Origin of the sequence: Pseudarthrobacter sp. NPDC058329 (assembly GCF_042879835.1) — a bacterium.
Lineage (GTDB): Bacteria > Actinomycetota > Actinomycetes > Actinomycetales > Micrococcaceae > Arthrobacter.
On the sequence record NZ_JBHVZR010000023.1, the window covers coordinates 30,497 to 54,012 of the forward strand.

Annotated in this window: 24 protein-coding genes and 1 riboswitch; of the genes, 13 read left to right on the top strand and 11 right to left on the bottom strand. The window is 67.6% G+C overall.

Features of this window, described 5'->3' with window-relative positions:
• Window positions 1-69: 69 nt before the first annotated feature.
• A complete protein-coding gene (locus tag ACFVYC_RS20685; protein WP_387553797.1) occupies window positions 70-1,593 on the top strand; it encodes an FAD-dependent monooxygenase in 1,524 nt (507 codons plus the stop codon).
• Here ACFVYC_RS20685 and ACFVYC_RS20690 read toward each other — a convergent pair.
• From ACFVYC_RS20690 to ACFVYC_RS20720, 7 genes are all read right to left on the bottom strand, one after another.
• Entirely contained in the window at window positions 1,590-1,970 is a 381-nt protein-coding gene (locus tag ACFVYC_RS20690; protein ID WP_387553799.1) for a hypothetical protein, read from the bottom strand. The genes ACFVYC_RS20685 and ACFVYC_RS20690 overlap by 4 nt on opposite strands.
• Before the next feature lie 17 nt (window positions 1,971-1,987).
• Window positions 1,988-2,107, bottom strand: a complete 120-nt coding sequence (locus tag ACFVYC_RS20695; protein WP_387553801.1) for an SDR family NAD(P)-dependent oxidoreductase — start codon at window positions 2,105-2,107, stop codon at window positions 1,988-1,990.
• 10 nt (window positions 2,108-2,117) lie between these two features.
• Window positions 2,118-2,522 carry a VOC family protein gene (locus ACFVYC_RS20700; protein WP_387553803.1) on the bottom strand — a complete coding sequence of 135 codons (405 nt, stop codon included), beginning with the start codon at window positions 2,520-2,522 and terminating at the stop codon, window positions 2,118-2,120.
• 35 nt (window positions 2,523-2,557) lie between these two features.
• Window positions 2,558-2,992, bottom strand: a complete 435-nt coding sequence (locus tag ACFVYC_RS20705; protein WP_387553805.1) for a GNAT family N-acetyltransferase — start codon at window positions 2,990-2,992, stop codon at window positions 2,558-2,560.
• A gap of 123 nt (window positions 2,993-3,115) precedes the next feature.
• Window positions 3,116-3,832: a hypothetical protein gene (locus tag ACFVYC_RS20710; RefSeq protein WP_387553807.1), complete on the bottom strand. Its 717-nt coding sequence runs from the start codon at window positions 3,830-3,832 to the stop codon at window positions 3,116-3,118.
• Window positions 3,829-4,215 (bottom strand): PadR family transcriptional regulator, encoded by a 387-nt coding sequence (locus ACFVYC_RS20715; protein ID WP_387553809.1) that lies wholly within the window; start codon window positions 4,213-4,215, stop codon window positions 3,829-3,831. The genes ACFVYC_RS20710 and ACFVYC_RS20715 overlap by 4 nt, the downstream gene beginning before the upstream one ends.
• 87 nt (window positions 4,216-4,302) lie before the next feature.
• Complete coding sequence (locus ACFVYC_RS20720) at window positions 4,303-4,866, bottom strand: dihydrofolate reductase family protein (RefSeq protein ID WP_387553811.1); 564 nt, start codon at window positions 4,864-4,866, stop codon at window positions 4,303-4,305.
• A gap of 376 nt (window positions 4,867-5,242) precedes the next feature.
• Between ACFVYC_RS20720 and ACFVYC_RS20725 the strand changes: the two genes are divergently transcribed.
• The 3 genes from ACFVYC_RS20725 to ACFVYC_RS20735 all read left to right on the top strand — a co-directional run bounded on the left by ACFVYC_RS20725 (window position 5,243) and on the right by ACFVYC_RS20735 (window position 7,707).
• Complete coding sequence (locus ACFVYC_RS20725) at window positions 5,243-6,535, top strand: vanadium-dependent haloperoxidase (RefSeq protein WP_387553813.1); 1,293 nt, start codon at window positions 5,243-5,245, stop codon at window positions 6,533-6,535.
• Between the two features lie 166 nt (window positions 6,536-6,701).
• Window positions 6,702-7,220, top strand: coding sequence for a flavin reductase family protein (locus tag ACFVYC_RS20730; RefSeq protein WP_387553815.1), 519 nt, complete (start codon window positions 6,702-6,704; stop codon window positions 7,218-7,220).
• Window positions 7,221-7,269: 49 nt separating this feature from the next.
• The gene (locus ACFVYC_RS20735) at window positions 7,270-7,707 is read left to right on the top strand and encodes a hypothetical protein (protein WP_387553817.1); all 438 of its coding nucleotides are present in this window, start codon (window positions 7,270-7,272) and stop codon (window positions 7,705-7,707) included.
• Here the strand turns inward: ACFVYC_RS20735 and ACFVYC_RS20740 are convergent.
• Window positions 7,667-9,067 carry a PLP-dependent cysteine synthase family protein gene (locus ACFVYC_RS20740; RefSeq protein ID WP_387553819.1) on the bottom strand — a complete coding sequence of 467 codons (1,401 nt, stop codon included), beginning with the start codon at window positions 9,065-9,067 and terminating at the stop codon, window positions 7,667-7,669. The genes ACFVYC_RS20735 and ACFVYC_RS20740 overlap by 41 nt on opposite strands.
• Window positions 9,068-9,279: 212 nt before the next feature.
• On the opposite strand from ACFVYC_RS20740, the gene ACFVYC_RS20745 reads away from it, so the two are divergent.
• Together ACFVYC_RS20745 and ACFVYC_RS20750 are read left to right on the top strand one after the other, a co-directional pair.
• A complete protein-coding gene (locus tag ACFVYC_RS20745; RefSeq protein ID WP_387553821.1) occupies window positions 9,280-10,830 on the top strand; it encodes an MFS transporter in 1,551 nt (516 codons plus the stop codon).
• Window positions 10,827-11,882 (top strand): LLM class flavin-dependent oxidoreductase, encoded by a 1,056-nt coding sequence (locus tag ACFVYC_RS20750; RefSeq protein ID WP_387553823.1) that lies wholly within the window; start codon window positions 10,827-10,829, stop codon window positions 11,880-11,882. The genes ACFVYC_RS20745 and ACFVYC_RS20750 overlap by 4 nt, the downstream gene beginning before the upstream one ends.
• Here ACFVYC_RS20750 and ACFVYC_RS20755 read toward each other — a convergent pair.
• Both ACFVYC_RS20755 and ACFVYC_RS20760 read right to left on the bottom strand, forming a co-directional pair.
• Window positions 11,879-12,265, bottom strand: a complete 387-nt coding sequence (locus ACFVYC_RS20755) for a rhodanese-like domain-containing protein (protein ID WP_387553825.1) — start codon at window positions 12,263-12,265, stop codon at window positions 11,879-11,881. The genes ACFVYC_RS20750 and ACFVYC_RS20755 overlap by 4 nt on opposite strands.
• Before the next feature lie 48 nt (window positions 12,266-12,313).
• The gene (locus ACFVYC_RS20760; protein ID WP_387553827.1) at window positions 12,314-13,468 is read right to left on the bottom strand and encodes an LLM class flavin-dependent oxidoreductase; all 1,155 of its coding nucleotides are present in this window, start codon (window positions 13,466-13,468) and stop codon (window positions 12,314-12,316) included.
• A gap of 200 nt (window positions 13,469-13,668) precedes the next feature.
• A riboswitch (SAM riboswitch) is annotated at window positions 13,669-13,779 on the top strand.
• 36 nt (window positions 13,780-13,815) lie between these two features.
• Between ACFVYC_RS20760 and ACFVYC_RS20765 the strand changes: the two genes are divergently transcribed.
• The 7 genes from ACFVYC_RS20765 (at window position 13,816) to ACFVYC_RS20795 (ending at window position 23,320) form a co-directional block, all read left to right on the top strand.
• Window positions 13,816-14,922 (top strand): LLM class flavin-dependent oxidoreductase, encoded by a 1,107-nt coding sequence (locus ACFVYC_RS20765; protein WP_387553829.1) that lies wholly within the window; start codon window positions 13,816-13,818, stop codon window positions 14,920-14,922.
• 11 nt (window positions 14,923-14,933) lie between these two features.
• Complete coding sequence (locus ACFVYC_RS20770) at window positions 14,934-16,349, top strand: NtaA/DmoA family FMN-dependent monooxygenase (protein ID WP_387553831.1); 1,416 nt, start codon at window positions 14,934-14,936, stop codon at window positions 16,347-16,349.
• The gene (locus tag ACFVYC_RS20775; protein ID WP_387553833.1) at window positions 16,346-17,992 is read left to right on the top strand and encodes an ABC transporter substrate-binding protein; all 1,647 of its coding nucleotides are present in this window, start codon (window positions 16,346-16,348) and stop codon (window positions 17,990-17,992) included. The genes ACFVYC_RS20770 and ACFVYC_RS20775 overlap by 4 nt, the downstream gene beginning before the upstream one ends.
• A gap of 7 nt (window positions 17,993-17,999) precedes the next feature.
• Window positions 18,000-18,947 carry an ABC transporter permease gene (locus tag ACFVYC_RS20780; protein ID WP_387553835.1) on the top strand — a complete coding sequence of 316 codons (948 nt, stop codon included), beginning with the start codon at window positions 18,000-18,002 and terminating at the stop codon, window positions 18,945-18,947.
• Between the two features lie 8 nt (window positions 18,948-18,955).
• The gene (locus tag ACFVYC_RS20785; RefSeq protein ID WP_387553837.1) at window positions 18,956-19,933 is read left to right on the top strand and encodes an ABC transporter permease; all 978 of its coding nucleotides are present in this window, start codon (window positions 18,956-18,958) and stop codon (window positions 19,931-19,933) included.
• Window positions 19,930-21,582: a dipeptide ABC transporter ATP-binding protein gene (locus ACFVYC_RS20790; protein WP_387553839.1), complete on the top strand. Its 1,653-nt coding sequence runs from the start codon at window positions 19,930-19,932 to the stop codon at window positions 21,580-21,582. Before ACFVYC_RS20785 ends, ACFVYC_RS20790 begins: the two co-directional genes overlap by 4 nt.
• A gap of 172 nt (window positions 21,583-21,754) precedes the next feature.
• Window positions 21,755-23,320, top strand: a complete 1,566-nt coding sequence (locus ACFVYC_RS20795) for a DUF222 domain-containing protein (protein ID WP_387553841.1) — start codon at window positions 21,755-21,757, stop codon at window positions 23,318-23,320.
• Here the strand turns inward: ACFVYC_RS20795 and ACFVYC_RS20800 are convergent.
• Window positions 23,317-23,516: hypothetical protein (locus ACFVYC_RS20800; protein ID WP_387553843.1), on the bottom strand; the 200-nt coding region annotated here is incomplete at its 5' end. The two genes, ACFVYC_RS20795 and ACFVYC_RS20800, sit on opposite strands and share 4 nt — an antisense overlap.

A 23,516-nucleotide genomic window follows, 5' to 3' on the forward strand; every position in this document is an offset into this window, starting at 1 on the left:
CTTGCGGCAAGGCCCGGGCCCGGCCGCATAATCGCAGAGGCCTCAACCGGGAGAACTGGAGCAAGCGTGATGACTGATCATGCAGCGGTGATCGTAGGCGGCGGGCCCACCGGGTTGATGCTGGCCGGCGAGTTGGCGTTGGCGGGCGTTGACGCGGCGATCGTGGAGCGGCGTCCCAGCCAGGACCTTGCCGGTGCGCGGGCAGGCGGGCTCCACGCTCGGAGCATTGAAGTCCTGGATCAGCGCGGCATCGCCGGACGGTTCCTGGCGGAGGGGCAGGTGGCGCAGGTGGTGGGGTTCGCCGGGACCCGCTTTGATATCAGCAATTTTCCCACCCGCCATCCCTACGGACTTGGCCTGTGGCAGAACCACATCGAACGCATTCTGGCGGGCTGGGTGGAGGAACTGGGGGTGGCCGTCTACCGCGGGCGGGACGTGACGGCACTCGCGCAGGACGGCGACAGCGCCGCCGTCGAACTTTCCGACGGCGGGACGCTGCGGGCCGAATATGTTGTGGGGTGCGACGGCGGCCGGAGCCTCGTCCGCAAAGCGGCGGGCATCGACTTCCCCGGCTGGGATCCCACCACCAGCGCGCTGATTGCCGAGGTGGAGATGACCGGGCAGCCGGAGTTCGGCGTCCACCAGAATGCGTTTGGCATCCACTCCTTTGGCCGGCGGGAGTACGAGATCCGGGACGGCCAGGTGGTCTACGCGGACAGCGGCCCGGTGGGGGTTATGGTGACTGAGGAGCACGTAGGGACCGGCAGCGAACCCACCCTCCGAGAGTTGAGTGATGCGCTTGTCGCCGTATGCGGGACTGACTACGGCGCCCATAACCCTACGTGGATTTCCAGGTTCACGGACATGACCCGGCAGGCGGCCAATTACCGGGACCGGCGGGTACTCCTGGCCGGCGACGCCGCGCATGTGCACGCCCCCGATGGCGGGCAGGGCCTGAACACGGGTGTGCAGGACGCGGTGAATCTGGGGTGGAAGCTTGGGCAGGTGGTCAACGGAACGTCACCGGAAAGCCTTCTTGACAGCTACCATGCGGAGCGCCACCCCGTGGCCGCCAGGGTGCTGCGCAACACGATGGCGCAGTCGGTGCTCCGCCGGCCTGACCCGCGGATCAAGGCGGCGGCAGAGGTGGTCGCCGAGCTCCTCGACATGGAGGAACCGCGCAAGAGGTTTGCCGCGATGCAGTCCGGCCTGGACATCCGGTACAACCTTGGGGAGGGCCATCCGCTGCTGGGACGCCGGATGCCTGACGTCGACCTTGTCACCCCGGGCGGTCCGCTGCCGGTCTACTCGCTGCTGCACCAGGCGCGGCCCGTCCTCCTCAACTTCGGAGAGCCTGGGACCTTCGGCAACACTCCGCAGCCGGACCGGGTCCTGCTGGTTGATGCGCACTATGGCGGGTCCTGGGAGCTACCGGTACTGGGCGAGGTCACCGCTCCCGCCGCCGTGCTGATCCGGCCCGACGGGCACGTGGCATGGGTGGGGGACGGGACTGATGCGGGCCTTGGCGAAGCGCTGACCACGTGGTTTGGATTCCCGGACGGAGCAAAGCGGCAGGGAAGCAGCAACCCTTAAGGCTGGGAAAGGCGCTCGCCGGTAACGCGGGCCAGATAGTCCAGGAGCTCAGTCTGGAACCGCTCGCCGGTAGCGGCTTGGTGCGTCTTGTGCCGTTCCTGGTGGAACCAATAGCCGCCGCTCGTGAGCGCCGCCGGGTCCTCGCTGGTGGCGAGCCACTCCTGCGTGAGGTGGCCGAGGCGCAGGTCATCCGGCGCGCCGGGCCTGCCCATCCTGGTGGGCACCCAGCCCGGATCGACGGCGTTACTGAGGGCCCCGGGCCACAAGCGGGCGACGGCGGCTGCAAGGGCGGTGACATGGAGCTTGCTGTCCGAGTAGGTCACCTTCGCCGTTGCCTGGTCGAGGCCGTCGAGCTGGGCGCGGCCGCCGCGGTGCATGCCGCTGCTGAGGTAGATTAGCCGGCGCGGGCGTCACTGCGCGCGTGCACAACCACCTGGTGGCCGTGATCCAGGAGGGATTGCGCGGTGGCACGTCCCAGACCGTCGGCGGAACCGGTGACAAAGATACGCGACACTTTCGCCGGCCTATCCGGGCTGCCCGTCCAAATGCGAACGCTTGACGTCGGGAGGCGTAGCGCCCTGGAGGACCCAGCGGTTGCCATCCGGGTCAGCGAAGTAGGCAAACTTCACGCCGCCCATGTCCTGGACGTCGTTGATATCGACGCCGCGGCCCACCAGTTCGTTGCAGGTAGCGTCAATGTCCGGCACCACGAGCTGCAGTCCCTCGAGGCTGCCGGGCGTCATGCTCGTCATTCCCGTACCTATGACCACAGACGTGGGTGAGCCTGGCGGCGTCAGCTGAACCACCCTCATGCCCGGGATGTGCTCGACATCGTGGTCAAGCACGAATCCGAGCTTCTCTGTATAAAAGGACTTCGCCCGGTCCACATCGGACACAGGTACCTGCACAACCTCGAGGCGCATCTCCATCCGCCCACAGTATCCTTGGGGGATCCTTCACACCATCAGACGACGGCGGTGTCCCGGCTTTCGTCGTTTGCACCCCGCCGGGCCCCGCGGCCGGTATCCAGAACCAGCCGTTCCGCACCCCACTCAGCGGCTATGTTGGCCCCTTCCTCGAGGAGCGCCGCGCCGAGGCCTTGCTTGCGGGCTGCCGGAAGAACTGCGAGCAGCCGCAACTCCGCCTCACCCTCCCGGGCCTGGCGGGCGTAAGGGACGCCGTGGGGAAAGATGCTGGCCGTCCCGAGGAGGCCGCCGTCGGTCCCCTCGGCAACGAGCAGCACGCCCTGCTCGTCGCGGCCCTGGGAGTCCAGAAGCAAAGCGAGGCGTTCCTCGTCCGGGAGGGACCCGCCGGGTTCCAGGTGGCCGAATCCGGCCAAAGTGAGTTGTCCGATGTTCTTGTATTCGTCGGGGCGTGCCCGGCGGACAATGAAGGTCATGGGCCAACGATACGATCAGCAAATTCAGCAGCCCAAAGCCGTTGAGCGGTGTTTCCCATGGTTGCGCTGTGTGTTGTTGCAGGTCGAATTCTTACGGGCCGCGCACGCCTGCATCCCGCTGATTTAGCTGAATGCTGACGCGAGGCCGAGCATGGCCAGGGCAAGGATGGGAAACAGCCAGTTAGTCACTTGAACGATTACCCCCGCACCCGTTCCGGTGCTTTCCGTCGGCCCGGAAAGCGGATTGGTGATGTCGTCGTCGTCCTCAGAGTGAAGCGACCGGACGGTGTTCCGGATGGAAAGAGCCACCATGACGAGCGCGCTGCCGATGAGCCACGGCAACGGGTCAATGGCGAGCCATGCCTCGGCCCGGTTTGTGGGGGTTGCGAAGGCCGAAAGGAGGCCTGACAGCATGCAGATCGCGGTGATTCCGACACAGACCCAGATTCGCCGGATAACGGCGTCGAGGTAGAGCGGCAGGAAGGCTATCAGGACGACTGGGGTGGCGAGGAGGATCAGCTGTTCAGGTGAAACCAGCAGCAGTTCCTGCCGCATCCAGGACACCACTGCCTGATTGAAGAGCAGGAAGGCCAGGAGCCCGAGCAGGGCCGGCCAGAGTGCTTTTCGAACCCACTCGTGTTTCGGCGCGGACGGGAGTTCAAGGGCGGCAGCGTAGTCCCGGGCTGACCCAAACGCTTCCTCGGCCGGTTGGCCGGTGTCATTGAGGAGCTCCTTGGCGCTTGCAATGGTGTCGCCGATGGCGCTCCCGTGCACTTGGCGCAGGCGAAGCTCCATAACGAGCTGGTCGAACCATTTCTTGTCGCTGGTCTGCTGCATCATGCGGAGATCTCCTTCGTGAGGCGCTCGGGGTTGAGGTAGTCGGTGCTGATGGTGGTGAAACGTCGCCACTCAGCACTCAGGCGGGTAAGTTCGGCGCGGCCCTGATCCGTCAGTGCGAAGTATTTGCGGCCCGGTCCGCCATCGCCGGCCCGCCATTCCGTGGTTACCAGGCCGGCGGTCTCGTACCGGGTGAGGAGCGGGTACAGCGTTCCGCCCTTGATGGCGCCGAACCCATGGCGCTCGAGTTCGCTGATGATCGCGTATCCGTACGATGGCCCGGCCGACAATGCGCGGAGGGCAAGGAAGCCCAGCGTGGCGCGGAGCCAATCACTTGGCCAGTCCTCGCTTCCCGTGGCGTGCGGATCTGACTTCGAAACATTCATGACTAGATTGTCTCTTTAAGTAGTTAGGCTGTAAAGCCCGGCTACTCCTTGGCTGTCCTGAGCCCGCGCTGATCCGGGTTGGGGAACTCAGCGCCGGGTCTCGTACCTGGTCAGGACCACACCGTCGGGAAACGTCCTGGTCTCCACCAGGTTCAGGTTCACCCAGTTGTCCAGGGCTGTGAAGAACGGGGTGCCGCCGCCCACCAGGACCGGATGGGTGACGAGCACGTACTCGTCGATCAGCCCGGCCCGCATGGGCGCAGCGGCCAGTGTGGCACCGGCGATGTCCATGGAGCCGCCGTCGTCGGCCTTGAGGCGGGTGATCTCGGTGACCGCGTCGCCGGTGACCAGGCGGGTGTTCCAGTCCACCGTGCTGGTCGTCGAGGAGAACACCACTTTCGGCATGTCCCGCCAGCGGCGGGCGAACTCGATCTGCGCAGGTGTGACGCCAGGCTGCTGGTCGGCGGTGGGCCAGTGGGAGCTCATCGTCTCCCACAGTTTGCGCCCGTACAGCGACAGGCCCGTCGCCCCCACCCGGTCGGACCACCATTGGAACAACTCATCGCTCGGTACGCTCCAGCCAAGGTCGCCACCGGGTGCGGTGATGTAGCCGTCCACGCTCAGGTTCATCGCAAAGGTCAGGTTGCGCATGGCGTCAGTCTCCCTTGAGCCGGTATTCGTTGTACAGGCCTGTGACCCATCCTGGCCCACGGCCTCCCAGGCTGCCGGACACGTTTTCCACTGGACAACGCTCCGGCGGAGGATCACCCTTGGAGTAACCGCACCGACTGCGCATCGCGCTGACCTCGGGCGGTCGCGTGCCCCGGGTGTCGGGCACCCATGAGATGTCGCCTCCGTCGGGTTCGCTTGAACATGGTTCCGTGACGAAGGAAGGACCGACGACATGACGAACAACAATGATTACGATCATCACAGGCGACCATCGCGGACCTCGAGGAACGGTACGCGCCGACGGTGGGCGCTCTGCTTGATCCCGGCACTGACCGCCGCACTTGTATTACCGGGAGTGTCGAGCGCCGGCGCCTCGAACGCCCGGAACGCGGCTCCGGCGAACATGGACGTCCTCATCCAGTGGAACACCATCGCCCAGGACCACGTCACGCCACTGCGTCCCACGGCGCACGGCCAGCTCCGCGGCATGGCTATGGTTCAGGGTGCGGTGTACGACGCAGTGAACGCCATCGACCGCGGGTACCAGCCGTATCTGCTCGACGGCGGCCCGGCCGGCGTCGGGCCGGAGGCATCGCTTGATGCGGCGATCGCGACCGCCGCACACCACGTGCTCGTCACTCTGGTTCCGTCGGACAAAGTAGCTGGCCTCGACGCTGCATACGAAGCAACGCTGGCGGGCGTCACCGACGGCCCGAACAAGGACGAAGGCGTCGCTTCCGGTGAGGCCGCCGCGGCGGCGATGATCCTCGCGCGGACTAATGACGGGTTCATGGCCCCGTTCGAGTTCCGCATCGGACCCGATCCCGGCGATTGGCGTCCCGTCGCGCCCGGTGCGCTTGATCCGGACGCCTGGGTGGCCAATCTCCAACCGTTCATCATCGAGCGTCCCGACCAATTCCGCTCGGACGGTCCCAACCCGCTGGGGAGTGCCGAGTACGCATCGGACTTCAACGAGGTCAAGGAGATCGGTGCGCTCGTGAGTAGCACGCGAACCGACGACCAGACCACTGCGGCCATCTTCTGGCAAGCCGCGCCGGTGGCACTCTGGAACGGAGTGTTCCGCAGCCTCGCAGTGGAGCACGGACTCGGCCTGGCCGACGCAGCCCGGCTCTTCGCAATGACCAACCTCGCCGCCGCTGATGGCGCGGTCGCCTGCTGGAACGACAAGTATCACTGGAACTTCTGGCGTCCGATGGCGGCGATCCGCGAAGCCGGCGCCGACGGCAATCCGGAGACGGAAGCCGATCCGACCTGGAAACCGCTCTTCGATCCATCGACAGCGACCGTCCCGCCGCTCGGCACACCGCCGTTCCCGGACCACCCGGCCGGTCACGGTTGCGTCAGCGGCGCCATTCTTTATGCGGCGCAGGAGTTCTTCGGCACGGACGAGGTCGCCTTCGACGTGAACTCCAGCCGCTTCCCGGGCAAGCCACGGCACTTCGACGGATTCTCTGCGGCGATACAGGAGATCGTTGATGCCCGCGTCTGGGGCGGCATCCACTTCCGCACCGCCGACGTGCAGGGCGCAGAGATCGGCAACAAGGTGGCGTTGTGGCTAAGCGGTCACTACTTCCAGCCGGCGCCATGCCGGTCGAGGGGCCCTGCGACTGACCCTCGGGGTTACTAAGCCTGGCACGGGCCTGAACCAAAGCCGCTGGTCAGGCACCCCTTTCGTTACTCCGTGCTTCGGGCTGTGACCCCATATTGCCTAGGGCGTCAGTGCGTTTCACCACCGATTGAACAGCACGCTTACGGGTGGTTGGTTTGAATCACCGGTCTCGAAAGGAAAGAACATGACGGAACATTTTGATCTCACCCCGCAGCGCCTGCGCCACGTCCTGGGCCACTTTGCCTCCGGGCTGACGGTCATCACCGCGGCCACGGACAACGGTCCCGCCGGATTCACCTGCCAGTCCTTTTCTTCCCTTTCCCTGGACCCGGCGCTGGTCACGTTCAGCCCGGCCCGCAGCTCCAGCACCTGGCCGCTGCTGCGCCAGGCCGGACGGTTCACGGTGAATATCCTTCCCGCCGAGCACCAGCACCTGGCAGGCCAGTTCGCCCGTTCGGGCACGGACAAGTTCGCCGGCGTCGACTACTCCGCTTCACCGCTGGGCAACCCCGCTTTGGACCAGGCGCTCGCCTGGGTGGACTGCGAGCTGCATGAGGAATACGACGGCGGCGACCACACCATCGTGGTGGGTGCTGTCCGCGCCCTGGGGGCGCGGGACGGCGCCGAGCCGCTGCTCTTCTTCAAGGGCAGCTACTTCGAAGGGGTAGAGCCGCGCATCAGCCGGCTGGAGAGCGTCGCATGACACCGGCCAAGTCCGGCACGCGCAGGCGGGTCCGGCGCCCAACCCAGGCATGATCGGAACACTCACCCGCAGAATCCAGGCGACCTGCGGCGACGAACTCTCCCTGCTCCGGCGCCAGATGTACTCCCTCGCGTGGCAGGACATCCGGGAGGGCGGTGTGGAGGGCGCCGCCACCGCCATGGCCCGCAAACCTTCGTGCGTCAACCACGGGGTCAGCGTCGACGTTGTCTGTTTCGCCCAGCGGGCCTCGCTCGAGGAGGCGCCCTTCGTGATTTCAGTGGCCATGCACGTTCACCCGGACCGCCGGTCCGGGGAAGTGTACTGGGAGGAGGCGGATGCCTGGGCGCAGGCCGTCGCCGGCCACGAATGGTTCAGGGTTGAACCGCGCGGCGGCCTGGAAACCCTCGACGGCAGGGTCTTTCACTATGCACTGACGGAGAAGGCGCCTACGACTCAGACAGTGCCAGTGGACGCAGCTGGCTCCTGACAACCGTTCCCGCAATCCTGCCGTCCACGAGGACCGCCACCAACTGCCCCGCTTCCAGTGCGAGGTCCGCCACGGCCGTTCCGGTTCCCACCAGACTGAACGGGATGCCGTGCAGCGCCGCCGGTTCGTCCGCCGCCAGCGGATCACTCTGCCCGACGGCGGCGAGGGAACGGACCGTCACCGCGGCCGTCACTTCGCGAGGGTGGACCGTCCCGAAACTGCGGCCCCGGTCCAGTGCCAGGAACGCCGGTTCATCAGCAGGCACACCGCGGCGGGTGAGTTCCCGGGCCGCCGCGCTGACCGTGAGGCCGGTGGCCAGAAGCTGCACACCGGCGGAGGCGTCGGGCAGCAGGGCGCCCACAGTCCCTGCAGCTGCCTCCGATGCGCAGAATCCTGTGGAGGTGAGCCATACGTCGTCGAAATACGTCGACAGGTAATTCCTGCCCGAGTCCGGGATGATCACCACCACCGTGTTGCCCTCGTCCAGCTCTTCAGCCAGGCGAAGCGCGGCGGCCAGAGCAGTGCCGGACGTGCCGCCGATCAGCAGCCCCTCCTCGCGCGCTGCCCGGCGCGCGGTGAGGATCGACTCCTTGTCCGTGATGCGGAAATAGCGGTCCACCAGGGCGATGTCGAACGCCTCCGGCCAGATGTCCTCGGTTGAATCCGGGTGCAGGGCATGGCCCGCACCCTCCACGTACTTCGCACCGCCGTCCCCGCCGCCGTAGGTCGAGTGGTCCGGGTCCGCGGCAATCACCTGCACAGAACCGCCGCTGGCATGTTTGAGGAACCGGGCCGTTCCGGAAATCGTCCCGCCGGTGCCCACACTGGCCACGAAGTGCGTCACCCTGCCGGCGGTGTCACGCCAGATCTCAGGGCCGGTGGACACCTCGTGGGCCGCCGGGTTGGCCGGGTTGTCGTACTGCTGCGCGAGCCATGCCCCGGGCGTGGCAGCTGCAAAGGCAGCAGCGCGGTTGGCCAAATGACCCGGGTGGCTGCGCGGCACAAAGTCACTCACCAGGTGCACCTCGGCACCGTAGGCGCGCAGCAGCCGGATCTTCTCGGCGGCAGTGGCGGCAGGGGCGAAGACCACCGCGCGGTAGCCAAGGTGCGCGGCCACCAGGGCCAGACCGATCCCCGTGTTCCCGCTGGTCCCCTCCACTACGGTTCCGCCGGGAGCCAGCAGGCCATCGCGTTCGGCGGCCCGGATCATGGACAGCGCGGCCCGGTCCTTGACGCTGCCGCCGATGTTCTGGAACTCAAGCTTGGCGTAGACTTTGGGGCGCAGCCCTTCGCCGAGGCGGCGCAGCCGCACCAGTGGGGTATCGCCGATGGCGTCAAGGACGGACTCGTGAACGGTCATGGCCACACGCTAGGGCCGCGGAACCGCCTGCCCCAAAGTGGCTTAAGCCGTATTGCCCCGGGTGTCGATATATGTACCGGAACGTCGCAGCGTCACGCGCTCCACGTCAAAACACGACGGCGGCCCGGCCACTTTCGTCACGCCCGGTAACGGCAGTTAATGGGCGGTCTCACGATGCCCGCCGGCCCGGGAGCCGGCTCTAGAGTCCGGATATGGGGTGGACCGCAACAGAGACTTCGGCAACAGGCACGACGGCGACGGGGGCCTCTCCTGCGTTGCCCGGACAGAACCTCCGCGGACAGAACCTCCGCGGGCAGGCCGCAACCGGCAAGGCCCGCACCGCGCTCTGGCTCTGCCTCGCCGCAGGATTCATCACCCTGCTCGACCAGTCAGTATTCATCCTCGCCGTACCTGCCATGACGGCAACCCTCCAGGCCGACGCCGCCCAGGTGCAGTGGATCCTGGCCAGCTACTCACTGGCCTTCGGCATCGCGCTGGTCCCGGCGGGCCGGCTGGGGGACCTGCTGGGACGCCGCAGGCTCTTCGTCGCGGGCATTCTGGTGTTCGGCGTCTTCAGCCTGGTGGGCGGCCTGGCCTCCGACCCGTGGGTGGTCATTGCGGCGCGGCTCCTGCAGGGCCTGGGCGCCGGCTGCCTCAATCCCCAGGTCCTCGGACTCCTGCAGGACCTCTACACCGGCGCCCAGCGGGCCAAAGCCCTGGGCTACTACGCGGCGGTCTGCGGCCCGCTCATCGGCGGGGTGATCCTGTCTGCCGCCGGAGCGGACGCCGGCTGGCGCGTCCTTTTCCTGGTCAACGTGCCGTTGGTCCTTGTCCTGGTCCCGCTGGCCATCAGGCTCCTGCCCGGTGGTAAGGCCGCCGATGCCCTGTCCGCCCGGAACAACCGCCGCAGGCCTTCCGTTGACGCCGTAGGTGCGCTCCTGCTCGGCTCCGCGGTCATCGCCTTCCTGACCCCTGCCGTGTACGGCACGCAAGGGTCCTCGCTTGTGTGGCTGGCGGCCGGGGCAGGCACCATCTTGTGCTTCGCCGGCTGGGAGTTCCTGTACCACCGCCGTGGCCGCATGCCCCTGCTCAGCCCGGAACTGGTGCGGTCCAAGGGCTACCTCCTGGGCACCGTAGTGGCGCTGTGCCAGTTCGGCGTCGGCGCCGCCATGGCGGCCCTGACGGCCTTCTACTTCCTGTCCGGAACCGGCCTCGCCCCGCTGGCAGCCGCCGGAATCCTCGCCCCGCAGGCCGCCGGGATGCTGCTGGCGTCCAGCCAGAGTTGGCGGTTCCTGGGCCGCTTTGGCCGGGCCGGGGTGGTGTTCGCCCTGGCGGCATCACTGGCCACCCTGGTCCTCAAGGACCTGGCCGTCCAGGGCCTGGACAATGCGGCAGCCGCAGTGGCGGTTGCCGCCGTCGGCCTGGTCCAGGGAGTAGCCACCGGCCTGGTGGTGGCACCCAACCAGGCACTCACGCTGGGCCACGCACCCGGCGGGGCAGCAGGTGTGGCCGCAGGCTTCTACCAGTTGAGCCAGCGTTTTTCCGCGGCACTCTGCTCGGCGGCGATCGCCGGATTGTTCCTCAATGCCTTGCCGGACACCGGTTTCAGGGGTGCCTTCCACCACGCCATCGTCCTGTGCGCCGTCCTCACCGCCATCGCCATCCTGGCCGGAGCCCTCGACTGGATCCGGGACGCCGTTGCCCGGCGCCGGATATCAGCACCTTCCACAAGAACCGCCCCTACCGAGAAAGCAACACCATGACATCATCAACGCCTCACGACTCCGGCCTGCAGTCCGTCAGCTTCCTGACCCCGGGCAACTACCTCGACCACGCGCCCGGCCAGGGCCTGGAGGAGACGCTGCAGCTGTTCGAGCTCGCCGAACAGCTGGGCTATGACGGGGCCTGGGTCCGGCAACGCCACCTGGAGCATGGCATCTCCGCCGCCACCGTTTTCCTGGCGGCCGCATCCCAGCGGACATCCCGGATCGAGCTGGGCACGGGGGTCATCCCCATCGGGTACGAAAGCCCCTTCCGCCTGGCCGAGGATATTTCGACGGCGGACGTCCTCTCCGGCGGCCGGCTCCAGATCGGCCTCAGCGCCGGCGTCCCTCCGCACGCGGAACTCCTCGCGGACAAGGTGTTCGACGGCGACTGGCGCAGTATCGACTTTTCCCACCGCAGGATCGAGCGGCTCCTGGCGAACCTGGAGGGCCGCTTCCTCGGCGACGAGGATACGGTGATCCATTCCCCGGGCAACACCCAGCGGCCGCGGCTGCAGCCCTACAGCGAAGGACTGCGGGACCGCATCTGGTACGGCGCAGGATCCGCCACATCAACGGACTGGGCGGCGGCCAGCGGCGTCAACCTGGTGGTAGGCAACATCGTGTCCGGCGAAGCAAGCAGCGTCTTTGTGGAGGCCCAGGCGGCCAACCTTGCGCGCTACCGCCAGGATTTCCGCGGGCGCCATGTGCCGCGCGTGGCGGTGGGCAGGGTGGTCCTTCCCACCGACGGGGCCGACGCAGAGACGCGGGGCCGGTACCGCGCCTACCGGGAGAGCCGCCAGGAGCGCACGCTGGCCCCGCAGGGGGAACGCCGCACGCTGTTCGCGCCGGACCTGGTAGGCAATGCGGAGGAAATCGTGGAAGGGCTGCTGGCTGATCCGGTGACCGCCTCCGCCACCGAGTTGCAGATCAACCTTCCGTACGAGTTCTCCATCGAGGATTACCGGCAGATCATCACGGACTTCGCCACGCTCGTGGCGCCACCGCTGGGTTGGCAGCCGCGGCACTTAGCCGCGGCTGCCCACGGCTAGACGGCGGCGGGTTCCACAGCCGGGCCGGTCGTGGCCACGCCTGCGTCGCGCAGGGCCAGGAATCCGCCGTCAACATGGACAGCCTGCGGGTAGCCCAGCACCTTGAGCTTCTGCGCCACGGGGCCGGAGCCGTTGACGGAGCCGCAGAACACAACGATTTTCTGGTCGGTTCCGGTCACCTGCGGAAGCCTGGTGTCCGATTCCGGGCCGAAGTCCTGGGCCACGTTTTCGCGGTCCACCACAACGGCGCCGGGGACGCTTCCGGTGCTGGCCCGGCCGCCTTCGCTGCGAATATCGATCAGGAGGACGCCCTCCTCGATCAGTTGGGCTGCCTGTTCGGCGCTGATCAGCTGGGGGTCGACCGGGGTGTTCTGCTCGCTCATTGTGGTGCTCCTTCGGTAGGTGTGCTGGTGGGTGAAAGCAGTGTTCCGTCAGCCCAGGCCCCATGCCGCGGCCAGGAGTTCCTGGGAGCGGATGCGGTGCGCCTGGCTGTGGGCGATGGTGGTGATGAGGAGTTCGTCGGCGCCGGTGGCCCGCCGCAGGGAGCGCAGCCCCTCGGCCACCTGCGCGGGGTCGCCCACAAACCGGGTGTCCAGCCTGTCGCGGACCAGGTCCCTCTCGGCCGGTTCCAGCGGCGGGAGCCCGGCGGCGTCCTCCGGGGCCGGGTAGGGAATGGCGCCTTTGCCGGAGCGGATGCTGTGCACCCAGTGCTCGAATCCGGCCCCGACAGTGGCGGCCTCGGCCGCGGTGGGGGCCACCAGAACGTCAGCCGAGACTGCCACGTACGGCTTATCCAGAAGGCCGGACGGTTCAAAATGTGCCCGGTATTCTGCTACGGATTCGAGGACTGCCGAGGGCGCAACATGGTAGTTGGCCCCGTAGGGCAGCCCGAGCTTGCCGGCGAGCCGGGCGCTGGGTCCGGCGCTGGAACCGTGGATCCAGAACTGCGGAGGGTTGCCCTGCGCGGGGTGGATGGCCGTCGTCGCGCCTTCTTCCGCGCGGTAGGTCCCGGCGAAGAAGGCGATGATGTCCTGGACATCGTTCTCGAAATTGTCCACATCCCCGGGGACGCGGCCCAGCAGCCGGGCCTGAAGCTGGAACCGTTCCGGGAAGGCCCTGCCAAACAGCGGCCGCGGTGGCGGGACCACCAGCCCGTCCACAATCCGGTTTGCGGTGTCTGCCGGAGCGTCCGGAGCGGTGGCCGGTGCGCCGGCGGCATGGGGAAGCCCTGCCTTGGGTACCCCGGACCTCCCGAAGCCCAGGTCCACGCGGCCCGGGTGGAACGCTGCAATGGTGCCCACGTTCTCAGCCACCTGGATGGGTCGGTAGTTGCCCAGGATGGTGGCGGCCGTGCCAACGCGGATGGTGCTGGTAGCCGCTGCCACCAGGGCGGACAGCACGTGCGGAGCGGACCCGGCGACTCCTGCGCTCAGGTGGTGCTCGGCCAGCCAGAACCTCCTGTAGCCCAGCCGCTCGGCGGAGACGGCGAGATCGATGCTGTTCCGCAGCGCATCGGCGGCGGTGCTGCCGGCGGAGATCGGGCTGAGGTCGAGGACGGAGAGCGGAACCACGGGAGGCTTGGACATGGGATGACACTACGAATTTCCGCCTCGCCTCCGCACCCCGGCCGTCACCGGACTCAACCTCCCGAAATGCCAGGTAACGCAGGCCAAGACTGGTTCATAAATGACGGAATACAGCGCCCGTTGACGCCGCATTTCCGCCCTTGACGCTGCAAGACCAGCCGCTTGTGGAGCGCCCGCACGGACCCCTAGATTCAGTCGCAGGTCAAGAGACAGCACGCGAAGGACCGGCTGGTGCTGCGGCAACCCTCAGGCATTTTTATGGCGGGGTGCTCCGGAAACAGACCTGGCCGCAGCAGCGGCAAGCGAATGTCGTACCGGCCGTCCGCGGCCCGAACAGTAGGGGATCCATGCCTTCCACACCTCCACCCAGCCAGCGCTCCGCCGTGCTCGGCATCGAGCTCGACGGCGATGGCGCCCACCCGGCTGCGTGGCGCTTCGCCGCCCACGAGCCGGGAACGCTCCTGAGCGGAAGCCGTATCCGCGGGACCGTGCAGGCGGCGGACATCGCCGGCTTCCACCTGGCCACCTTCCGCGATTCCCGCACCACCGACACCGAGGGCACTGGTATCGCCGGCCGGATCGATGCCATCCAGCGGGCAGCCTTCAGCGCCCCGCTGACCCGGTCCATCGGCCTGGTCCCCGAAGCCGGCGTCCTCTACACCGAGCCGTTCCACGTGGCCACCCAGCTGGCCAGCCTGGACTACTCCTCACACGGCCGCGCCGGCTGGCTGGTCAATGTGGAGAACACCGTCCAGGAATCCCGGTCCGTGGGCAGGGACGCCATCGCGGAGGCGGACGTGCAGTCCGAGGCGCGGGACGTCGTCGAAACCGCACGCCGGCTCTGGGACTCCTGGGAGGACGACGCCGTCATCCGCGACGCGGCCGCCGGCCGGTACCTGGACGCGGACAAGCTGCACTACGCCGATTTTGAGGGCAGCCGGTTCTCGGTCAAGGGGCCCTCGATCATTCCCCGCCCGCTGCAGGGGCAGCTGCCGGTGTTCGCTGTTGCTGCGCTGCTGCCCGCCGTCGAAGCGGACGTGGCGCTCGTATCCGCCGCAACACTCGAGGGACTCGCTGCCGCCGCTGCATCAGCCCGCGAGGCAGGCGCGGCCCGCACCCTGGTGGAGCTCGACGTCGTGCTGGACTCCCGCGGCCGCCGCGCCGCGGACCGGCTCGAGGAGCTTGATGCCCACCAGCGCTGGACCGGCGGAGCCCGCTACGTGGGCAACGCCGCCGGATTGGTGGATCTCCTCGCAGCCCTGTTCAAGGACAGCGACGGCGTCCGGATCCACCCGGCGGTGCTGGACACCGAACTGCCGGAACTGGCAGCCGCGGTCCTGCCCGAACTGCGCCGCGCCAACATCATCACCGCACCCGCGCCGGGATGCACGCTGCGCGAATCCTTCGGCCTGACCCGCCCCGCCAACCGCTACGCCGCCGCCGCGGCCCACTAGGGAGAACCCTCATGAGCACTTCCCGCATCGACGGCGACGGCACCATCCAGTTCGGCGTCTTCTTCCAGGGCGTCAACCACACCACGGTCTGGCGTGCACCGGAAAGCGGCTCGCAGACCGACTTCGAATCCTTCCGGAGGGTGGCCCAGACCGCCGAGCGCGGCCTGTTCAGTGCCTTCTTCCTCGGCGAGGGACTGCGGCTGCGCGAACACCTGGGCAGGATCCACGAACTGGATGTCGCTGGCCGGCCGGACGCCCAAACGGCGCTCGCAGCACTTGCCGCGGTGACCACCAACATCGGCCTGGTGGCCACGCAGAACACCACCTACAACGACCCCGCGGACCTCGCCCACCGGCTGGCCAGCCTGGACCTGCTGTCCGGCGGCCGGGCCGCGTGGAACATCGTCACCACGGACAACGCCTGGACCGGGGCCAACTTCCGCCGCGGCGGGTTCCTGGCGCACGAGGACCGGTACGTCCGGGCCGAAGCGTTCGTCCAGACGGCCAAAGCCATCTGGGACTCCTGGGCTGACGGCGCAATCGCCGGGTCCCGCGAGTCCCGGAGGTGGCTGGCCGACGACGCCATCACGCAGGTACGTCGCCAGGACGCAAGCTTCGACGTCGAGGTCACCGGCAGGCTGCCGCGCTCCAGCCAGTACCATCCGGTGCTGTTCCAGGCCGGCGATTCAGCCGACGGGCGCGACTTTGCCGTCCGGAATGCGGACGTCATCTTCTCCCGCCACGCAGGGCTGGAACAGGCCAGGAAGTTCCGCGAGGACATCGTGGCACGGACGCTGAAGGCAGGCAGGCCGGCCGACGACGTCAAGATCTTCCCGGGCCAGGAATTCATCCTCGCGCCCACCGCCAAGGAAGCCGAGGAGAAGCACCAGTGGGTCCGCGAGCAGCAGGTCAGCCCGCAGACCGCCATCGCCTACCTCGAGCAGTTCTGGGGCCGGAAACTCACCGAATACGATCCCGACGGCCCGCTCCCGGACATCGACCCGGTGGTTGACGTCACCAACGCCACCCGCGGCAACGCCTTCCACGGCAAGAGCGCCAGGGAACTCGCCGCTGAATGGCGGGCCGAGGCCACGGAGAAGGGGCAGTCCATCCGGCAGTTCGTCTCCCAGCGCTCGGTCATTAACGGCCGCGGCCTGGTGGGATCTTACGACGACGTCGCGGACCTGCTCACCGAATACGCGCACTCCGGTGCCGTGGACGGGTTCAACATCACCCCCTGGATTGTCCCCACCGGCCTGGACGACATCGTCAACCACCTGGTGCCCCGGCTCCAGGAACGCGGCGTGTACCGCACCGAATACCCGGGCACCAACCTCCGCGAAAACCTGGGCCTCCGCGCCCCTCTCACCCACCGGCGCGGCGACCTGTCGCCTGCCCGCCGCCAAGAAAGCGAAGACGTAGCATGAACCGCCTGAACCCCTCCGGAACCTCGACGTTCCGCAGCGCCCGGAAGTCCGCCGTCGTGGTGGCCTTCCTGGGCGCGGCGTCCCTCCTGCTGTCCTCGTGCGCAGGAGCGGCCGACGCCGGATCGCAGCAAAGTGCCGACGCCACCCCGGCGGCGGGCGGCAACCTGAACTTCGCCGTCTCGGTGGACCGCGGCTGCATCGATCCGCAGCAGGTGGGCAACAACGACGCCATCGCGATCGCCCGGCAGACAGTGGCATCCCTGACCTCGCAGGATTCGTCCACGGGCGAGATTGTCCCGTGGCTGGCCGAGAAGTTCGAGGCCAACGCGGACGCCACCAGCTTCACCTTCACGCTCCGTGACGGCGCAACCTTCGCTGACGGAGCGCCCATTGATGCGGCGTCGGTGAAGACGAACTTCGAGGCCATCAAGGCACTGGGCGCCAAGGCAACCCTGGGATCCACCTACCTCAGCGACGTCACGGCCGTCACGGTCAAGGACGCCAGGACGGTGGTAGTGGACTTCTCCAAGCCGAATGCCCAGTTCCTGCAGGCCACGTCCACGTTCACGCTGGGACTGCTGTCCCCGGCGTCGGCCGCCCTGAGTGAAGCCGACCGCTGCGCCGGCAAGTTCTCCGGCTCCGGGCCGTTCACGGTGCAGAGCTACACGGTGGACAAGGAAGCGGTCCTGGCGCGCCGGGCCGGTTACGCCTGGCCGGCGTCCACGAACAGCAACAAGGGCGAGGCGTACCTTGATACCGTCACGTTCAAAATCATCCCGGAGGCGGGCAACCGCACCGGCAGCCTGCAGTCCGGCCAGATCGACGCCACCGCGGCAATCTCGGCCGCGGACGCCAAGCTCTTCGACGGCAACGGCTTCTGGAACGAAACCCGGGCAAACCCGGGCGTCGTGTACAACCTGTACTCGAACGAATCCAGCCCCAAGCTGAAGGAAACGGCGGTGCGGCAGGCGATCTCCAAGGCGATCAACCGGGAGGAAATCACCGAAACGCTGCTCACCGAGGCGGACCAGCCGGCCAAGGGCGTCCTGTCCCACACCACGCCGTTCTTCACGGACCTCAGCAATCTCCTGGAGCACGATCCGGAGGGCGCAAAGAAGCTCCTGGACGACGCTGGCTGGAAGCCGGGCGGGGACGGCATCCGCGAAAAGGACGGGAAGAAACTGTCCTTCCTGGTGACGTACTGGCAGTCGCCGAAGGAAGTACTGGAACTGGTGCAGCAGCAGTTGAAGGCGGTGGACGTGGACCTGCAGCTGAAGTTCACCACCATCGCCGACGTGACCGCGGCACAGGCCAACAAGGACTACGACTTCTCCTACGGCAACCTGACCCGCAGCGACCCGGACGTCCTCCGGACCGTCTTCGCCTCCAACACCGCCCGCGGCGGCAGCAACCTCCGCGAAGCACTGCCGGTGGACACCGTCCTGGCCGACCAGGCAGCCGCACTGGACAAGGACGCGCGCCAGAAGCTTGTGGACGAGGCGCAGGAAACCCTGATCAAGGACGCGCATTCGATCCCGCTGTACGAGCTGTCCACCACCATCTCGGCCAGCGGGAAGGTGCACGGCCTGAAGTTCGAAGCCTCCAGCCGCCTGGACTTCTACGACGCCTGGCTCAGCAAGTAGCCACCAGATGATCCGCTATATCGGGCAACGCCTGCTCCAGGGAGCCTTTGTGCTCTGGGCCGCGTACACCGTCTCCTTCTTTATCCTGTACCTGCTGCCCGGGGACGCCGTGAGCATCATGGCCAGCGGCGATGAGCAGAATGCGGTGGACCCTGCGCTGGTGGAGAAGCTCAGGAGCGAATACGGGCTGGACCGGCCCCTCCACGAGCAGTACGTCATAGCGCTGGTCAAGGCACTCCAGCTCGACTTTGGCGTCTCCATTAAGAACGGCGTGGCAGCCACACAGGCGGTGGGCGAGGTCCTGCCGGAGACCATCAGGCTGGCCATCGCCGGGTTTGCCCTGGCGGTGCTGCTCGGCAGCGCACTGGCCATCGCCGCCACCTTCAGCCGGAACCGCTGGGTCCGGCAGGTGTTCGGCTCGCTGCCGCCGCTGGGCATCGCCCTGCCCACGTTCTGGATCGGGCTGCTTTTGCTGCAGCTGTTCTCATTCCGGCTGCGGCTGTTCCCTGCCATAGGGAACGACGGCGCCGCCAGCCTTGTGCTGCCGGCGCTCACCCTGGCCATTCCCACCGCAGCCGTGATCGCCCAGCTGCTCTCGCGCAGCCTGCACCAGACCCTGGGCGAGCCGTACATCGAGCAGATCAGGGCGAAGGGGGCCAGCGAGACGCTGATCCAGTTCGGCCACGCCCTGCGCAACGCGGCCATCCCCACGCTCACCATGCTCGGCATCCTGGTGGGCAACCTGCTGGCCGGCGCTGTGGTCAGTGAAACAGTGTTTTCCCGGGCGGGCATCGGCCGGCTGACCGTCACGGCGGTCAACAGCAGGGACATCCCGGTGGTCCAGACCCTGGTGGTGCTGGCCGCGGCCATCTTTGTGGTCACCAGCCTGATCGTTGACCTGATTTATCCGCTCGTGGATCCCCGCATCAACGTGGGCAAGACGGCCAAGGCCTAGGAGGCAGCATGTCGCAGCAACTAGTAAAGGATCCCTCCACTGACGTCGAAACCGCTTTGTCCGGTTCGCAGCGGACGCGGGATTCGAGGCTGGACGGACAAGCTGCCGGTAAACCGCCCGCGCCTGAGGCGGCCGTTTCAGGCGCTGAGCCCCACCGCCGCCTTGTCCGTGCCGCCCGCTACGCCGGCCGGAATCCGGGACTGGTCCTGGCCGTCCTGGTGCTCGGCACGGTGCTGCTGTGGGCAGCCTTCCCCACCGCTTTCACGTCGTGGGCGCCGGACAACGGGGTACCTGGCGACCGGCTCGAACCGCCGTCGGCCACGCACTGGTTCGGAACCGACAGCCTGGGCCGGGACCTCTATTCCCGCGTGGTCCACGGCTCGGCCACATCCCTGGCCGCCACCGCAGTGGCTGTTGCGGTGGGCCTGGTGGCCGGTTCGCTGCTGGGGCTGCTGGCAGGAACCGCCCGTGGCTGGGTGGACGACGCGATCATGCGCGTGATGGATGTGCTGCTGGCGATTCCCAGCCTGCTGCTGTCCCTGGCCCTGATTACCGTGCTGGGATTCGGCACGGTCAACATCGCCATAGCGGTCGGTGTGGCCTCGATCGCCAACTTCGCGCGCATCATGCGCTCCGAAACACTGCGCGTGGGAACGGCCGTTTATGTTGAAGCTGCCCGCTCCTCCGGGGTGCGGTGGCACTCCATCCTGCTCCGCCACGTTCTGCCCAACGCCGCAGGGCCCGTCCTGGCGCTGTCCGCCCTGGAGTTCGGCATGGCGGTCCTGTCCATCTCGTCCCTGAGCTTCCTCGGTTTCGGCGCCCCGCCGCCAGCCTCGGAATGGGGGTCACTCGTGGCAGGCGGCCGCGACTACCTCGTGGCCGCCTGGTGGCTGGTGACGCTGCCCGGCCTGGTGATTGCCGCCGTCGTACTCGCCACCAACCGGCTTTCCCACGCTTTCCTGACCACGGCGAGGAGCTCCCGATGACCAGCACCGGCGCCAACGCGGTCCCTTTGCTCAGCGTGGAGGGCCTGGAAGTCAGCTACGAGGTGGATGGCCAGCCGCAGCCCGCCGTCCGGGGCGTCAGCTTCCAGGTGTATCCCGGCGAGGTGGTGGCCATCGTCGGCGAGTCCGGCTCGGGCAAGACCACCACAGCGCATGCGGTGATCAACCTGCTGCCCGGCAACGCGCGGCGCGACGCCGGGCAGGTCCGGTTCGACGGCGCCGACCTCAGCCGCTTGACTGCGAAGGAGTGGCAGGGCGTACGGGGGAAGGAGATCGGGCTGATCCCACAGGATCCCACCGCCTCGCTGGACCCGCTGCAGAAGGTGGGGGACCAGGTGGCGGAGTCGCTGACCATCCACAAGCTGCAGTCCAGGAAGGCGGCCCGCGAGTCCGCGGTGCGGCTGCTGGCTGAGAGCGGTATTACCGACCCGGAAGCGCGGGCCCGGCAGTATCCGCACCAGTTTTCCGGCGGGATGCGGCAGCGGGTCCTGATCGCCGCGGCGCTCGCGGCCCGGCCCAAGCTTGTGATTGCGGACGAGCCCACCAGCGCCCTTGACGTCACCGTTCAGCGGCAGATCCTGGACAACATTGCGCTGCTGACCGCCGAGCGCGGCACGGCGGTCCTGCTGATCACGCACGACCTGGGTGTTGCGGCGGACCGTGCAGACCGGATCATCGTGATGCGACATGGCCGGATTGTGGAGCAGGGGCCGGCGGAATCCGTGCTCGCGAACCCGCAGGAGGCCTACACACGCGAGCTGATTGCGGCCGCGCCGGGGCTGTCACCGCGGCGGCTCAAGGCAGTTGCCGCAGCCGCGCCGCCTGCGGACGCTCTTCCGCTGGTCACGGCAACGTCATTGCGCAAGGAGTTCAAACTGCCCCGGACCCGCGGCGGCGCCGGAAGCATCACGGCGGTGGACGACGTTTCCTTTGATATCCACCGCGGCGAAACGCTGTCCCTGGTGGGCGAGTCGGGGTCCGGCAAGAGCACGGTGGCCCGGCTGCTGCTGCGGCTGGAGAAGCCGACGGCGGGCAGTGTGTTGTTCGACGGGGTGGATCTTTCGTCGGCGAAGGGCGAGCAGCTCCGGCTGCTGCGGCGCCGGTTCCAGGTGGTGTTCCAGAGCCCGTTCGCATCCCTGGACCCCCGGTTCAGCGTGGGAGACAGCATCGGTGAGCCGCTCCGGGCCTTCGGCGAAGGCAGTGCCAAGGACCGGGCGGACAAGGTGGCGCAGCTGCTGGATTCGGTGCAGCTGCCTTTTTCTTTTGCTGGACGGCGGCCTGCTGAGCTTTCAGGTGGCCAGCGCCAGCGGGTGGCGATCGCCCGTGCCCTTGCCCTGGGTCCTGAGCTGGTGGTCCTGGATGAGGCCGTTTCGGCCCTGGACGTTTCCGTGCAGGCGCAGATCCTGGACCTGTTGGCCGGCCTGCAGGAGCGGGACGGGCCGAGCTACCTGTTCATCTCCCACGACCTTGCCGTGGTTGAACAGATCTCCAACCGTGTCGCTGTGATGCGCGCCGGACAGCTGGTGGAGATCGGGACCACGGCTGAGGTCCTGGGCAGCCCGGCGCACGAGTACACCCGCCAGCTGATCGGAGCGATCCCCGGCAGGGGAGTGGTGGCGGCGCGCGCCTAGATCAGTGATGCCGGGCCGCACCGGGGAAGTTTTCACATTGGTTTTGGGGAGTCTGGCAGAACGGGCAGTCGTCGTCGCAATCCGAGGGTAGGCATAAATGTCAGACCCTCCTCCTAGTCTGAAAGTGGCCCAAAGAGGAGGGGCTGGTGGTGTTCCGGGAGGGAGGTGCGGCGTGGAGGTTGAGTCGTTCGTCATCGATGACGAGGCGTGGGTTCCGGCTCTGGAGTTCACGGACCGGGAGGATTCGCTTCTGGCCGGGACGGTGAGCTTCCCGCTTCCCGCCTTCCTGACGGCGGATGGTGCGGTCCGTATGGTGCAGGCGGCTGACAGGCTTATCGCCTGGGGCACGGCCGTGAAGCAGGGCGCCCTTGCCCGGGTCGAGGAAGCTGTTGCGGAGGAAGCTCCCGGGCGGCAGGAAAGCCAGCCGGTACGGTTTGGCGGGAACGAGGCCCATGCGCTCGCCGTCACCGAAGTGTCCACTGCGTGCGCGCTGTCGGAGGGCACGGCTGCGCGGGTGCTTAATGATGCAGCGGAGCTGACCACAACCCATTGGGAAGTCCTCGAAGCGGTTGAGGCAGGCGAAATTTCCGATGCGCACGCCCGGATCATTCTCGATCAGGCCCGTTCCCTCCCTGCCGGGCTGGCCGAGAGGTTCGCATCGATTGCGCTGCGGCGCACCCGGACCCGGCACGGCCGCAGGCGAACGCCCGCTGAACTACGCGCCTGCCTGCGGCGGATGCGTGAACAGCTTCATCCCGAAAGCCTCGCTGCCCGCAAGCAGGCGGCCCAACGGGAGCGTGGCGTATGGTTCCGGGCCGAGCCGGACGGCATGTGCACGCTCTCGGCGGTCCTCACTGCGGAGGTTGGGCTGGCGATCTATAACGGGCTCGATCATGATGCACGGCTGGCCAGCGCGCGGGCTGCGGAGCTCAGGGACCTTCCTGGGCACGGCGCCGCTGGTGGGGCCGGCATTGTTTCCGGACCTGGCGCTGATTCCGGAGTTGGCGGTGCTGCGGATTCGCGTACGTTGTCGGAGTTTCGTGCTGAGGCGCTGGCGTACCGTCTCTTTGGCGGCCCTGTCCCGGATGGGCCCGACCAGCTTTTGGGTGGGCCTGACGGGGTGGGTTCCGGGGTGTTTCGGCCCGAGATCGTGGTGACTATTCCGGTGGGGCAGGTATTTGGCGGCCACCCGGATCCCGATAATGGTGCCGAGCCCTCCGATGTGGCCTCAGGGCCCGCTGATCTTGGTGGGGCTGGACCTGCGGCGGTTGGGTTTAGGACGGCTGAACTCGAAGGGTACGGCCCCGTTGATGCTGCAACCGCCCGGCGTCTGGCGGCCCTGGCTCCTGCCTGGTACCTGCTGTTCACGGACGGCGCCACCGGCCAGGCGCTGGGCGTGGCGCGCAGGGCATATCGTCCGCCGAAGGCGCTCCTCCGGTACCTGCAGTGCCGCGACGGGACCTGCCGGTTCCCGGGATGCACCCGCCCTGCCACAGGCTGCGAGCCCGATCACACGATCGAGTGGCAGGACGGCGGCACCACCGACCCCGGCAACCTGGCGATGCTTTGCCGCCGGCACCACGCGCTGAAGTCCATCGGTGCCTGGAGCTATCAACATGCGTCCCCTTCCGGGGACCTTGAATGGCGTTCACCGCTGGGCCGGCAATACACCACCGAAACAGCGGACACCGGAAAAGTCCACTATCCGCTCAAGCAACCAGACCCACCCCCGTTCTAGGAAGCCAGGAGCACCGCCGGTCCAGCAATCAGAAACACCGCCGGTCCAGCAATCAGAAACACCGCCGGTCCAAGGCCGGCGGTGCCTGGGCTGGCGCGGTTCGGGACTGTCCGATTTTCGGTGGATCCACGGTTGGCATTTAGTTGATTCTTCCGTCGAAGCTGATGGCGAAGGCGTTCAGGGCCGGCTTCCATCG

Bases quoted from the DNA above. Each gene is read 5' to 3' on its own strand.
- ACFVYC_RS20755 (WP_387553825.1), bottom strand. From the start codon at position 12,265: ATGAGCGAGCAGAACACCCCGGTCGACCCCCAGCTGATCAGCGCCGAA.
- ACFVYC_RS20710 (WP_387553807.1), bottom strand. From the start codon at position 3,832: ATGATGCAGCAGACCAGCGACAAGAAATGGTTCGACCAGCTCGTTATG.
- ACFVYC_RS20715 (WP_387553809.1), bottom strand. From the start codon at position 4,215: ATGAATGTTTCGAAGTCAGATCCGCACGCCACGGGAAGCGAGGACTGG.
- ACFVYC_RS20750 (WP_387553823.1), top strand. From the start codon at position 10,827: ATGACATCATCAACGCCTCACGACTCCGGCCTGCAGTCCGTCAGCTTC.
- ACFVYC_RS20705 (WP_387553805.1), bottom strand. From the start codon at position 2,992: ATGACCTTCATTGTCCGCCGGGCACGCCCCGACGAATACAAGAACATC.
- ACFVYC_RS20760 (WP_387553827.1), bottom strand. From the start codon at position 13,468: ATGTCCAAGCCTCCCGTGGTTCCGCTCTCCGTCCTCGACCTCAGCCCG.
- ACFVYC_RS20790 (WP_387553839.1), top strand. From the start codon at position 19,930: ATGACCAGCACCGGCGCCAACGCGGTCCCTTTGCTCAGCGTGGAGGGC.
- ACFVYC_RS20700 (WP_387553803.1), bottom strand. From the start codon at position 2,522: ATGGAGATGCGCCTCGAGGTTGTGCAGGTACCTGTGTCCGATGTGGAC.
- ACFVYC_RS20740 (WP_387553819.1), bottom strand. From the start codon at position 9,067: ATGACCGTTCACGAGTCCGTCCTTGACGCCATCGGCGATACCCCACTG.
- ACFVYC_RS20775 (WP_387553833.1), top strand. From the start codon at position 16,346: ATGAACCGCCTGAACCCCTCCGGAACCTCGACGTTCCGCAGCGCCCGG.
- ACFVYC_RS20685 (WP_387553797.1), top strand. From the start codon at position 70: ATGACTGATCATGCAGCGGTGATCGTAGGCGGCGGGCCCACCGGGTTG.
- ACFVYC_RS20780 (WP_387553835.1), top strand. From the start codon at position 18,000: ATGATCCGCTATATCGGGCAACGCCTGCTCCAGGGAGCCTTTGTGCTC.
- ACFVYC_RS20785 (WP_387553837.1), top strand. From the start codon at position 18,956: ATGTCGCAGCAACTAGTAAAGGATCCCTCCACTGACGTCGAAACCGCT.
- ACFVYC_RS20730 (WP_387553815.1), top strand. From the start codon at position 6,702: ATGACGGAACATTTTGATCTCACCCCGCAGCGCCTGCGCCACGTCCTG.
- ACFVYC_RS20735 (WP_387553817.1), top strand. From the start codon at position 7,270: ATGATCGGAACACTCACCCGCAGAATCCAGGCGACCTGCGGCGACGAA.
- ACFVYC_RS20765 (WP_387553829.1), top strand. From the start codon at position 13,816: ATGCCTTCCACACCTCCACCCAGCCAGCGCTCCGCCGTGCTCGGCATC.
- ACFVYC_RS20745 (WP_387553821.1), top strand. From the start codon at position 9,280: ATGGGGTGGACCGCAACAGAGACTTCGGCAACAGGCACGACGGCGACG.
- ACFVYC_RS20720 (WP_387553811.1), bottom strand. From the start codon at position 4,866: ATGCGCAACCTGACCTTTGCGATGAACCTGAGCGTGGACGGCTACATC.
- ACFVYC_RS20770 (WP_387553831.1), top strand. From the start codon at position 14,934: ATGAGCACTTCCCGCATCGACGGCGACGGCACCATCCAGTTCGGCGTC.
- ACFVYC_RS20690 (WP_387553799.1), bottom strand. From the start codon at position 1,970: ATGCACCGCGGCGGCCGCGCCCAGCTCGACGGCCTCGACCAGGCAACG.